This is a genomic window from Thalassospira australica (assembly GCF_044790785.1).
GTDB lineage: Bacteria > Pseudomonadota > Alphaproteobacteria > Rhodospirillales > Thalassospiraceae > Thalassospira > Thalassospira australica_A.
The window spans coordinates 1,983,757-1,996,479 of record NZ_CP085258.1 but is presented as its reverse complement, the minus strand read 5'-3'; the positions used below and the strand labels follow the sequence as shown (position 1 = coordinate 1,996,479).

Genomic DNA, 12,723 nt, shown 5'->3' with positions numbered 1-12,723 from the left:
TATGGTAACGACGGAACGAAAAATTTCCAAGAAAAGAGGCATATGTTTGAGAAAAAATAAAAATGCCGAACTTTTCCGCCGTCAGAATATCAATCGTAACGTGTCATATCCGGGTCGATTTCCAACGCCCAGACATCTATACCGCCAGCAACATTAAAAACATCTTTAAATCCGCGATCCTCAAGCAGCATCGCCGCATGGCGACTGCGAACGCCATGATGGCAAAGAAGTGCGACCGGTTTTTCAAGGTCAAGTTCCCCTGTCCGGTCGGCCAGCTCGCCCAAAGGTATATGGATCGCACCTTCGATTGTGCAAATATCAAGTTCCCAGCCTTCGCGCACGTCAACAAGCGCAAGAGGATCGGCCCCGTCCAGACTAGCGGCCAGTTCACTGCATCTCAGATCGCGCACCATTACCCCGTTCCGTAATTCCAGCCTTTAAAAATTTTGCCCGGAGATCACCCCGGGCAAAACATGGTACATCAGAATACGAAACTTTCCGCAGGTTCAAAACCGGGAAGATAGGGAATATTCGCATCAAACAGATCACGATGCCCAACGACACCGTTTTCACGTTCGTAAAGACGCGCAACGCCAACCTTGCCCGGCGCACGCACCACAACGAGCAAACGGCCACCTTCGGACAGCTGATTAAGAATATTGGCCGGAACCTCGGCAACAGCACCGTCAAAGACAATTACATTATAGGGTGACTGCTTGGCATAGCCGTCGGCCAGATTACCCTCGACCACGATAACATTGTCGTAGCTATTGATCTGGAAGGTTTTTTCGGCGATCGAAGCCATTTCCTTGTCACTTTCGACCGCGACAACTGTTTCGGCAACGCGCGACAGAACCGCGCCAGTATAACCGAACCCGGCTCCTATCACGAGGGCGACGTCAGTACGCGCGATCTCGGCGGACTGCATCAGACGCGCGATCACCATCGGCTCCATCGCATAACGGCCATTTCCGACAGGAATATCTTCATCGACATAGGCAATGCCACGTTTGCCTTCCGGCAGGAACAGTTCACGCGGAACCTCCTCCATCGCAGCGATGACCAAGGGATCGGTGACCTTGTTGGTCCGAACCTGATTTTCCACCATATTATGGCGTGCGATTTGGTAATCCATGTTTATCTGACCTGAAAATTCTCGCGAGAAAAATCCTGCAACCGGTCTTTGTCCCCAAAACCGGAATGCAGATGTTGTCCTGTTTATAGTCAGCACATGGGCTACTGACAACAACGGATCAATGGTGCCATGGCAAATCATCCCCGAAATCCGTTGAATCAACCCTTTAAAACTCTCGCGGTCAAATTTTCATGACACAACCTTTCCCATCTTTGACGTTTTGGTTACCGCCTGAAGAAAGGGAAAATAAAATTAATCCAGATCAAAACTGAAAGATCGCGAAACTGGTATTTCCTCAGCATACTTCGGCATATTTACTCAAAAGTATAATCAGATAAACATAACTCAATAGTATACATAAACTATACTTTTGGGTATTCAATTCGCCGAATTAGCTAGGCAGCCACATTGGTAGCCCCGGATTTGAAGCGTCATATTTGAGGTCAACTATTTCTATGCGTGATAATGGTGAAGTGACGAACCGTGAAATCGTGATGAAGGACAAGGATATCCTTGTCTCCAGAACCGATACCGGCGGCAAGATCGAGTTTGCCAACCAGTCTTTTGTCGACATCAGCGGTTATAGCGAACAGGAACTGCTTGGTGCGCCCCACAACCTCGTACGTCACAAAGACATGCCCAAAGAGGCCTTTGCCAATCTTTGGTCAACCGTCAAATCCGGCCTTCCATGGCAAGGATTGGTAAAGAACCGGTCCAAGAGTGGTGATTATTACTGGGTAAGGGCTAATGTGACGCCTGTGATTCAGGACGGACAAACAACCGGCTATATTTCGATACGGTCGAAACCTTCGGAAGCTGAAAAACGGCATGCGGAATCGGTTTATACCGATATTAGAAACAACAAGGCAAAAAATCATGTTCTTGATTCCGGTGAAATTATTTCGACCGGCGGCAAAGCCAGAATCGGCAACTTTTTATCTAGCATCAAGGGGAGCCTGACCCTTGCATTTGGCAACATGATTTTGTTGATGCTTTTGATCGGCGGTTACGGCCTGTGGGGCCAATACCAAACAGAAAGGATGCTTGAAAGCGTCAATCAGAACCGGGTACGGCCGCTTAACCTGCTGAAACAGATTTCTGACGATTACGCCGTGTTTGTTGTCGATGCATCCCATAAAGTGCGCAACGGAAATTTTAATTGGCAGGAAGGTATCGAAAGCATCGATCAGGCTGAAAAACGCATTACCCAAAATCTTGCCCTTTATCAGCAACGAGAACTGGACGCGCGCGAAAAGCCGATAATGGCGGAGATCCAAGGGATGTTGCCTATTGCGGATGAAATGGTTGCAAGGTTAAAGGTCATTTTCCAAACAAAGGACAGCCCGGCGCTTGACGCGTTCGTAAAGAACGAACTTTACCAGAAGATCGACCCGCTGACAGAGCAACTCGGCAATCTATCGATCATCCAGAACGAGCTTACAGCGTCCCAAGTCGCATCCGCTGAAGAGCATTTTCTGATTACGGTGATCATAGCAGCTATTCTGATGGTCGTTGCCATCCTGCTGACTATTGCCTACGGGATATGGTTGATCCGTAAATTGCAACGGCCCCTTGTTCGTATGGGAGCGCATTTCGAGGCCATTGCCCGAAATGACACCTCATATAACATCGAGCTTCCGTCTGTTCATGATTTCAAACCTGTTATCCAACAGCTTCGTGCACTGCATGCCAAACTGATATATGCCAAGCTAGAACGCGAGGATAACGATAAAAAAGCGAACGCACGGCGTGTTGGCGCCCTGCAGGGTCTTGCTGAAACAATAGAGACCGAACTACAGAAAGTTGTTCAGTCGATCATCAATCAAACATTACGTTTGAATGCAGCCGCGGGCGAAATGGCGAGCTCGTCCGAGCGCGTATCGGCGAACTCGGAAAGTGTTGCCGCGGCCGCGCACGAAGCATTGGCCAATGCCGAAACTGTATCGGGTGCATCAGAGCAGCTGGCCGCATCCATCCGTGAAATTACCCGCCAGATTGACGAAGCAACAACGATTACAGCCGAGGCCAACACCGCGGGCCAGAATGCAGAACATACCGTTATGTCGCTAAAAAACAGTGTCGATCGTATTGGTGAAGTCGCTGAATTGATCAGTGATATAGCAGCCCAGACCAACCTTCTGGCCTTAAATGCAACGATTGAAGCTGCACGTGCCGGAGATGCAGGAAAAGGCTTTGCCGTTGTTGCACAAGAAGTCAAAAATCTCGCCACCCAGACAGCTAGGTCGACCGAGGAAATCACCCGCCAACTGGGTGACATCCAAAACGTTACCGAATCGGTCGTTGCCACGGTTAAGCAAATGACTGAAAGCGTACGCCGCATCGACGAAGTGGCATCGAATGTTGCTGTCAACGTACGACAGCAAGACGATGCAACGCAGGAAATTGCCAGAAATGTTGTCCAAACAGCCGAAGCATCGAACGAGGTATCCGAGAAAATCGGTGATGTCGCCCGGGAAGCAGAAGAAAACCTGACCAGATCAGAGCAGATGAACAAGATTGCTGCTGAAGTCGATGAAAGCATTGCCGAATTGCGCGCCAGCCTGGTTCGAATCGTTCGTACGGCAACACCGGAAGTTAATCGCCGCAAGGACCCGCGCCATGATCTGCAGCTAGGCGTAACGGTTACGATTGCCGGCAAGGTTTTAAAGGGGAAAACTATCGATATTTCCAAAGGTGGCGCCAAGATTAAGCTGCCGGAACCAATTAAAAACGGCACCAAAGGCACGATCCGGATTGATGGACCTGAAGTTACGCTATCGTTCGAGGTGGAACACGCTCTTGACACCGTAGCCAACCTTGATTTCGCTCCAGCCGGTGAACGGGACACAATTCTTGGACCATGGCTTCAAAAGCGAGGCAATCCTATTGTCGGCTGACCGCCAGGCATGAAATAAAACCCAGAGAAGCCGTTCTTTGGATTTGTCCGAACGGTTTCTTTGCTTTTGAACAACCGAACAAGGTTGTGCCCAAAAATGTAAAATTGGGTGCTTGACGGCCTGTATTCGATAGGGCTATACACCCGCCAGCCAGCGCAATGGCGCGATGGCGGAGTGGTTACGCAGAGGACTGCAAATCCTTGCACGCCGGTTCGATTCCGGCTCGCGCCTCCACTAATCCGGCATAGCTCAGTTGGTAGAGCAAATGACTGTTAATCATTGGGTCGCAGGTTCGAGTCCTGCTGCCGGAGCCACAAACCCCTGGAACTCTGTTCCGGGGGTTTTTGCTTTTGTGCCCTGCCCCACGAATTGCTAACAATTGCGCAATCAATGACAATACCCCGAAAAGGAACAGCCCATGCCATCCCCTGTATTGCGCCACCAGATGACCGACGATATGAGCTTCTCGCAGCTTGCCTGGGGAGCATGGCGATTGCGCGAAAGTGCGGATATCAAAAATACCGATGATATTCTGGCGCTGATTCATGCCTGCCTCGATGCTGGCATTACCACATTCGATCACGCCGATATTTATGGTGGTTACGGATGCGAGGCCTATTTCGGCGAGGCGCTTGCACAGGCACCTGATTTGCGCAAACGCATGGAAATCGTCACCAAATGCGATGTCGCGCTGGTCAAGGATGCCCGCCCCGAACATCGAATCAATCACTACAATACGAGCAAAACGCATATTTTGCAGTCGGTCGAAAATTCGCTTCGAAATCTGGCCACCGATCATATCGACATGCTTTTGATCCACCGCCCCGATCCATTGATGATCGCTGACGAAGTAGCCGACGCGTTCAACGATCTTCGCCAGTCGGGAAAAGTACGACATTTCGGTGTTTCAAACTTCACCCCGTCGCAATTCAATCTTTTGCAAAGCCGCCTTGATGCACCACTTGCCACCAATCAGGTTGAATGTTCGGTTTTTGAGCTTGCCCCGATCTTTGATGGGACATTCGATCAGATGCAGCAAAATCGTATTCACCCGATGATCTGGTCGCCGCTGGGCGGGGCACGACTGTTTAACACCGCAAATGACGTGACTGCCGAACGGGTGCGTCCCGTTCTTGAACGAATGCGCAATAAATACACCCTGCCCGGCATTGCCGAAGTTGCAATAGCCTGGTTGCTTCATCTGCCCTGTCAGCCGCTGCCGGTACTTGGCACCATGAAAGCACATCGCATTGCAGACGCGACAATGTCATGCCGCGTTCAGTTTGACCGTCAGGACTGGTTTGAAATTCTGGTCGCCGCACAGGGGCATCCTGTCCCGTAAGCATTTAAAGGCACAGGAAACCGGCATTCAATAAACCGCAGAGCGACAGATATTCAGGCACAGTGAAAAAAGATAACTTTCGGATCATTTTTTCATAAAAAGGTCTTGCGGGAACAAAGCCGTTTTATTATACCCCTGCCACGCGCTTCGAACGGAACGCCAACCCTGATCCGGCATAGCTCAGTTGGTAGAGCAAATGACTGTTAATCATTGGGTCGCAGGTTCGAGTCCTGCTGCCGGAGCCAATTAAAAAAGGGACTGAACAAATTGTTCGGTCCCTTTTTCTTTTGATGTTGTTTCACCTGTCTCAAAACCGGATCAACCAGATATGAAAACCGCCAAAATCGAGTTGAAGCAAGTAAAGCTTGGCACGCTTGCAGGTGCAACGGATGGCTGGATGATTGTCGGTGAAGATGGCGTTATTCACGGCCTTGTGCACCGGATCGATGGTGATCTGTTTACGATATCATCCACGACAGACGAACGTATTCAGGCGTTTGGCTGGTGCCCGATGTTTGACAGTCTCGCCCATGTTCAAAACGATCTTGAAATTGCGCTGGCGATGCAAAGTGCCGGCGAAGTCGAGGAATGGATAGAACAGTCCGATCGTTTTGATGACGAAGGTCATCACGGGCAGATTCACTGACAATTACGGTCGTGCCGGACGCCCGACGACCCGAACCTTGCCGCTGGGACCACCGCCACAGAAAAAACGCGCGACACCGTCGCTTTCCAAACCGGAAACACCGACACCGGACGGCATTTTCAACCTATCCAGAACCATGCCGGTTTTCGGGTTGATCCGGCGAACATCGCTTTCATCACCTTCCCATGTTCCGTGCCAAAGCTCGCTATTGACCCAGGTAACACCAGTGACAAAACGGTCCGATTCAATCGTGCGAAGGACTTCGCCCGTTTGCGGATCGACCTGATGGATTTTCCGATTGCGATGCTGGCCCACCCAAAGGCTGCCTTCCGCCCAGGCCATGCCGGAATTGCCACCATCTGGTGCCGGAATGGAGTCCAGCACATGACTGCTTTCCGGATCGATTTTGTAAATGCGATCCCCGGCGATCTGAAAAATGTGACTACCGTCAAAGGCCGTCCCTGCATCGGCAGCAGCTTCAATCATGCGTACCGGTGTTCCGTTGTCAGGATCAATCGCATGGATCGTTTCACCAGCCGCAACCCACACATGGCGTCCATCATATGTTACGCCATGCACCTGATCGACACCCGGGAAAGGCCCATATTCTGCAAGAATTTCAGCTTTTAGATCGGTCATTTTCAAGCCCTTTCTATGATTGTGTTTCGCTGACGCAAGACACAGGCTAGTCAACGGGAAGTCGACCCGGGAGTAACAATGTTGTCGTGAAACCGGGTGGTGATGGCGACGTCCATCGTCGCGCACGCCCGCGGCCAATCGCTTGAACCTTGCCGACATACGCCAATTCTTCCAGTGCCCTTTGCACGGTGCGTGCACTGGTATCAAGCGCGATCGCCAATGCCGAACTAGACCACGCTTCGCCATCAGCCAAAAGCGCAAGAATGTTCGCGTTTTTATCCTCCATCGGAGGAAGCAGAACCATTACGGACTGATATTTTTCGATAGATTTGGGCTTCAATATAAAACCGGAACTCGTTGCCGTAATATTTGCGAAAGCCCGGATCAGTTTGCGCAACCGCCCGATTTCGACCCGCAATCGGGCACGATGCGTTTCATCGGCATACCGAGCACCAAATGCCCTGGACAAAAGAGAATCTCGCGAGGCATCTTTTGGCCAGCTTTCGCCAAGAATACGTAAAAGGTTGAAAAGCACAGGCCGGGTTGAAAGCGAAATTGCCAGCTGCCCCTGACGAACGCTATATCGGCACGCATCAATAACAAGTATGTCCGATGCCATCAGATCCTGGACTTCTTGCAGAATGACAAGCCGCTCCTCACCCATTGCAATCAGCCGCGCCACCGGAGCATTCAAAGTTACATATGCTTTTTCGATTTCTGTAATCAGGACCGGCAGATTGGCCGTATGCGCCAAATGGTTTGCCCGTTCGAGAGCCGCGCGGGCGGCCCCGGCCTGAATACGCCGCACAGCGATCCCGAAAAGGATCATTTCATGAGAAATCTGCAAGATCGGCGGCAAAATGTCCGGATTGATCTCACCGAGCATTCGTTCGACCTGCTCAAGGCGTCCTGTCAATAAAATACGCCTGATTTCAAGCTGCCTTGCATGCGCGGCATTCACATGATCGCCACACCGTTCAAGCGTCTGCCGTGCGTTATCAAGGGCCTTTTCGGCCCATCCCAGATCACGAGACACCAGTGCAATTTCAGCTTCGGCAATAACGCAACGCGCACGTGCGACTGGCTCCGATGTACCAAAATCACGTGCGGCGCGTTTCAGAAGAGCTCTGGCCCGATCAAAATCCTCTAACTGGGCCAAAGCAATGCCGCGCAGAGCCAATGCCGGTGGATCATCCCGCAAACCAACGCATTTTAACGCGCCAAGGGGATCCCCGGCTGACAAAGCCCGTGCGGCAGCTGTGATCAGGGAATCCATTACTGCCATTCAGGCATCCCAAATTGCGTCACGTTTGTTACTCCCCGGCTGAAAGTCCCTTCGCCTAACCTTTGCCTATCGTCAACCGAAAGATAGGAAAACAGAAATGACGAATGCCAAAATGATTTCCAAATCTAACAAGGAAAGCTTCCGTATCGTCAGCCGCAATGAATGGCTTTCCGAACGCAAGGCACTTCTCGCACGCGAGAAGGAACTGACACGTCTTGGCGACGAGATCGCCGCTGCACGCCGCGAACTCGCCTATGTCCGTATCGACAAAAACTATGTGTTCGATACACTTGATGGAAAACGGTCTCTGGCTGACCTGTTTGACGGTCGTAGTCAGTTGCTTGTCCAGCATTTCATGTTCGGACCCGATTGGGAGCAAGGCTGCCCGAGCTGTTCGTTCATGGCGGATCATATGGACGGTATCACGATCCATATGGCCCAGCGCGATGTCACTTTTACCGCCGTTTCACGTGCGCCATTTGCAAATATTGAACGCTTTCGCGCGCGGATGGGCTGGAAATTCAACTGGGTTTCTTCCCATGAAAGTGATTTCAACTATGACTTCCACGTCAGTCTCACCCCCGAAGAAACAGCCAAGGGTGAAATTCACTACAACTATGGCAAATGGCCATATGCCTTCGAAGAATGGCCGGGATTGAGTGCTTTCATCAAAAATGACCACGGCGAGGTTTTTCATACCTATTCGACCTATGGTCGCGGGGTCGACGCCATGATGGGTACATACAGACTGCTGGACCTTATGCCCAAGGGGCGGAACGAAAAAGATGTCCCGAACAAAATGGAATGGGTGCGTCACCATGACCTGTATGAAACAGCAGCAATGAAAACCGAAACCGGTTCGGTCGAAGGTCTGTTCGACAGCGTCAAGAAGACGGCATGCCACTAAGCCTATCAGGCAGGAGATACAAAATGGGCAAAGTGCATCACCAATGCAGATATATTGGCGGTATGACTTCGGAGGATGGCGGATATACCGCCATCCTCCGGATAGTTCGATGGCTTCCATTTGCCGCATCCCCGGTCTTTGTGCTAATGGCGCTTGTCACCGGCATATCAGAGGCAGGCAGGACGGATATAATTTGCCTGACGACGGACGATACATCGTACTTTAACGACATGGTTGTGATGTATCTGCTCATGAGCTTTTTTCACCTGCTACCGTGGCTGAAGGTCCTATCCGGTGGCGCACAACATCGGCCGGGAAATACATGATCGTTTCGATACGAACAGGATGTGACACTCCTGTAAAATCTTCGGGTCATCAGTGCTTTATTGACTCATAACAAATCAATATACTTGTCACCGTAATACGATCTCGCACGTGCACACATTCCATCCGCCGGGTGGTTTGATGCCAAACCAATTTTATCCGGGCAGCCGTCATGTCAACAGGACGCGCAGCCAAAAGGCAAAGCGGGAATTCGGCGATGAGTACCATTAATCTGGACCACCTTTTCAAACCCAAGTCGGTCGCAGTTATCGGCGCATCCAACCGGTCCCATTCGGTTGGTCAGGTTATCATGCGCAATCTTCTTGCGGGCGGTTTTGACGGACCGATCATGCCGGTTAATCCGCACAGCCAGTCAATTGGTGGTGTTCTGGCCTACCCTGATGTTGAAAACCTGCCGGTTGTTCCCGAACTTGCCGTTATTTGCGTTCCTCCCAAGGCCGTTGTGCCAACCATGGAATGCCTTGCCGCCAAAGGCTGCATGGCCGCCATTGTGCTGACCGCGGGTCTTGGTGCCGAACAATATGACGATAACCGCAGTGTCAAACAGGCGATGCTTGAAATTGCCGCAAGTCATAAAATGCGCCTGCTGGGTCCAAACTGCCTTGGCCTGATGGTACCGGGTATTGGGCTCAATGCCAGTTTCAGTCATCAAAGCATCGGCAGTGGCAAAATCGCATTTGTGTCGCAGTCAGGCGCACTTTGCACTGCTGTTCTCGACTGGGCGGCGGCACGCGGCATCGGGTTTTCGCACTTTATATCGCTCGGCGAATGCGACGATGTCGATTTCGGTGATGTAATCGACTATCTGGGTTCCGATCCCGACACGCGCGCGATCATGCTGTATATCGAATCCATTCAGGAACGTCGCGGTTTTATCTCCGCAGCACGCGCCGCATCGCGCAACAAGCCGATCCTTTGCATCAAATCGGGCCGCTTTGCCGAGGGAGCAGCCGCAGCCGCATCGCATACCGGCGCGCTGGCCGGTGCCGATGACGTATTTGATGCAGCCATCAAACGTGCCGGAGTTTTGCGCGTTTATACGGTTTCGGAAATGTTTTCAGCCGCAGAAACGCTATCGCGGATGCGCCCGTTCCGGGGTGACAAGCTTGGTATTATCACCAACGGGGGTGGTATTGGCGTTTTGGCCGTTGATGCCCTGATTGAACGCCATGGCCATCTTGCCAGACTTGAAGACGGCACCATTGAGGCGCTTAACGGTGTCTTGCCATCGACCTGGTCACATGCAAACCCGATCGACATTATCGGCGATGCCCCGGGAGAACGATATGCAAAGTCGATTGATGCGGTCCTGAAAGATCCCAATATCGACAGCCTTCTGGTCATGCACGCGCCAACGGCCATTACCGATCCGGTCGAGGTTGCCCAAGGCGTGATTGACGCAATCAAGGATAGCCGCAAAAACATCCTGACCAACTGGGTTGGCGAGGCAACGGTTGCCAAGGCACGCAACCTGTTTTACGCCGCAGGGATTCCGACTTATCGCACGCCTGAAAATGCCGTTGCCGCCTTCCAGCATATGGTCAATTACCGCAAATTGCAGGAAGTCCTGATGGAAACGCCACCATCAGTTCCGCAGGACTTCACGCCGGAAACCGACAAGGCGCGCCAGATCATCCATACGGCCATTCATTCGGGGCGCGATATGCTGACCGAACCGGAAGCAAAAGCCGTTCTGGAATGCTATGGCATCAATACGGTCAAAACCGTAGCCGCAGAATCGGTTGATGACGCCGTCGAAACGGCAGATGCCATCGGTTATCCGGTCGCGCTCAAAATTCTCTCGGATGATATCAGCCACAAATCCGACGTCGGCGGTGTGGTTCTGAATATCGACAGTGATGATGAACTGCGCGCAGCCGGCAACAAGATGCTTCGGACCGTCAAACAGAAATTCCCGAATGCACGGGTACGCGGTTTCACCGTTCAGGAAATGATCAAGCGTGCCGGCGCGCGTGAATTGATCGTAGGCATGACTACCGACCCGATTTTCGGCCCGGTGATCCTGTTTGGTCATGGCGGCGTCGAGGTTGAAGTGGTCCGCGACCGGGCCATGGCGCTACCACCGCTGAACATGAAGCTGGCGCGCGAGCTTGTGGAAGGAACGCGTATCTATAACCTGCTGCGCGGTTATCGCGATGTGCCGCCGGTCAATCTGGAACAGCTTTACGTCACGCTGGTGCGGCTGTCGCAGTTGGTTGTGCATCTTGGCGAGGTGCTTGAACTCGACATGAACCCGCTTCTGATTGATCAGACCGGGGTGATTGCACTGGATGCACGGATCAAGGTGACACCAAAAGTGGTTAGCGATGATCAACGTCTGGCAATTCATCCCTATCCGCGTCATCTGAAACAGGAACTGATCCTTGAAGACGGGACAAAATACCTTCTGCGTCCGATCAAGCCGGAAGACGAGCCTAAGCACTATGAATTCATGTCGAAACTGACACCGGAAGACATTCATTTCCGGTTCTTTGGCTCGGTCCGTGAATTACCGCATTCTGAAATGGCCCGCCAGACACAGCTTGATTACGACCGCGACATGGCATTCCTTGCCATCGTGCCAGAGGGACCGGAGTCAGGCGAAATTCACGGTATTGTTCAGGTCGTGATCGATCCGAACAATGAACATGCTGAATACGCGATCATGGTGCGCTCGGACATCAAAGGGCGCGGACTTGGCCGCGTATTGATGGAAAAGATGATCGAATATTGCCGCAAGAAGGGCACCGGGACCTTCATCGGTCAGGTCCTGCCGGATAACCGACGGATGCTGACGCTTTGCGAAAAACTAGGCTTCTCACGCAAATATCTCGCCGATGAGGAAGTGTTTGAGGTCACCCTGCCCTTGCAGCGAGACGCTGCCTGATCGCTTACTGGTGAAACACTCACAACCAAAGCCCGGCCAATATGATCTGGCTTTGGTTTAATCGGGTAGTATCAGCAGGTCACGCGGTTTCAGGCATCAGTTTGGCTTTGATGTTTGCCAATGCCTTTTCCGGGTCGATGCCCTTTTCGCGCAGGGCTTCGGCTGCTTCGCTTTCAATTTTACGAAGCTCGCCCAAGGTGGTTTGAACGTCTTCAAGCTGCTGTTCCAGTTCGGAAATACGGCGACGCCCCACCAGCATCAAATGAGCCAACTGATCGGCACCCGACCGTTCGGCGTCATACAAATCAATGTATTCCTTGATGTCTTCAAGTGAGAAACCAAGACGTTTGCCGCGCAGCACCAGCATAAGACGCGCACGATCCCGGTAATTGTATACTCGCGTCGCACCGGCCCGCTGCGGCGAAAGCAGGCTTTTTGTCTCATAGAATCGGATGGCGCGTGGCGTGATATCGAACTCTTCGGCAAGTTCGGTAATGCTGTACAGCTTGTCGTTCATGTTTTTTCTTGTTGAATGAATGTAATTGCGCAGCATCGCAATATTGGGACTTGCAAGTCAATATATTTACGCTTACGTCACATCGCTGCGAACCATTCCCAAGATTACGACCACGTCGCCATT

General features: G+C 51.7%; 10 protein-coding genes and 3 tRNA genes. 8 read left to right on the top strand and 5 right to left on the bottom strand.

Features of this window, described 5'->3' with window-relative positions; all coding sequences use genetic code 11:
- Positions 1–89: 89 nt before the first annotated feature.
- Positions 90–413: a rhodanese-like domain-containing protein gene (locus LG297_RS09565; protein WP_404426679.1), complete on the bottom strand. Its 324-nt coding sequence runs from the start codon at positions 411–413 to the stop codon at positions 90–92.
- A 68-nt stretch (positions 414–481) separates the two neighbouring features.
- Positions 482–1,135 carry a protein-L-isoaspartate O-methyltransferase gene (locus tag LG297_RS09560; protein ID WP_404426678.1) on the bottom strand — a complete coding sequence of 218 codons (654 nt, stop codon included), beginning with the start codon at positions 1,133–1,135 and terminating at the stop codon, positions 482–484.
- Between the two features lie 455 nt (positions 1,136–1,590).
- On the opposite strand from LG297_RS09560, the gene LG297_RS09555 reads away from it, so the two are divergent.
- From LG297_RS09555 to LG297_RS09530, 6 genes are all read left to right on the top strand, one after another.
- Entirely contained in the window at positions 1,591–4,032 is a 2,442-nt protein-coding gene (locus LG297_RS09555; protein WP_404426677.1) for a methyl-accepting chemotaxis protein, read from the top strand.
- A gap of 160 nt (positions 4,033–4,192) precedes the next feature.
- Positions 4,193–4,266: transfer RNA gene (locus LG297_RS09550), tRNA-Cys, on the top strand.
- Positions 4,267–4,270: 4 nt separating this feature from the next.
- Positions 4,271–4,346, top strand: a tRNA-Asn gene (locus LG297_RS09545).
- A gap of 104 nt (positions 4,347–4,450) precedes the next feature.
- On the top strand, positions 4,451–5,374 hold the full coding sequence (locus LG297_RS09540) for an aldo/keto reductase family oxidoreductase (RefSeq protein ID WP_404426676.1): 924 nt from the start codon (positions 4,451–4,453) through the stop codon (positions 5,372–5,374).
- Positions 5,375–5,543: 169 nt separating this feature from the next.
- A tRNA-Asn gene (locus LG297_RS09535) sits at positions 5,544–5,619 on the top strand.
- Between the two features lie 83 nt (positions 5,620–5,702).
- Positions 5,703–6,020 (top strand): hypothetical protein, encoded by a 318-nt coding sequence (locus LG297_RS09530; RefSeq protein WP_404426675.1) that lies wholly within the window; start codon positions 5,703–5,705, stop codon positions 6,018–6,020.
- 3 nt (positions 6,021–6,023) lie between these two features.
- Here the strand turns inward: LG297_RS09530 and LG297_RS09525 are convergent, their stop codons facing one another.
- Entirely contained in the window at positions 6,024–6,659 is a 636-nt protein-coding gene (locus tag LG297_RS09525; RefSeq protein ID WP_404426674.1) for a hypothetical protein, read from the bottom strand.
- Positions 6,660–6,705: 46 nt separating this feature from the next.
- Positions 6,706–7,944: a hypothetical protein gene (locus LG297_RS09520; protein WP_404426673.1), complete on the bottom strand. Its 1,239-nt coding sequence runs from the start codon at positions 7,942–7,944 to the stop codon at positions 6,706–6,708.
- Positions 7,945–8,041: 97 nt separating this feature from the next.
- Here LG297_RS09520 and LG297_RS09515 point away from each other — a divergent pair, with 97 nt between their 5' ends.
- Both LG297_RS09515 and LG297_RS09510 read left to right on the top strand, forming a co-directional pair.
- The gene (locus tag LG297_RS09515) at positions 8,042–8,851 is read left to right on the top strand and encodes a DUF899 domain-containing protein (protein WP_404426672.1); all 810 of its coding nucleotides are present in this window, start codon (positions 8,042–8,044) and stop codon (positions 8,849–8,851) included.
- Between the two features lie 541 nt (positions 8,852–9,392).
- Positions 9,393–12,083 carry a bifunctional acetate--CoA ligase family protein/GNAT family N-acetyltransferase gene (locus tag LG297_RS09510; protein WP_404426671.1) on the top strand — a complete coding sequence of 897 codons (2,691 nt, stop codon included), beginning with the start codon at positions 9,393–9,395 and terminating at the stop codon, positions 12,081–12,083.
- Positions 12,084–12,162: 79 nt separating this feature from the next.
- Here LG297_RS09510 and LG297_RS09505 read toward each other — a convergent pair whose 3' ends face one another.
- Positions 12,163–12,600: a MerR family DNA-binding transcriptional regulator gene (locus LG297_RS09505; RefSeq protein ID WP_404426670.1), complete on the bottom strand. Its 438-nt coding sequence runs from the start codon at positions 12,598–12,600 to the stop codon at positions 12,163–12,165.
- Positions 12,601–12,723: the final 123 nt, after the last annotated feature.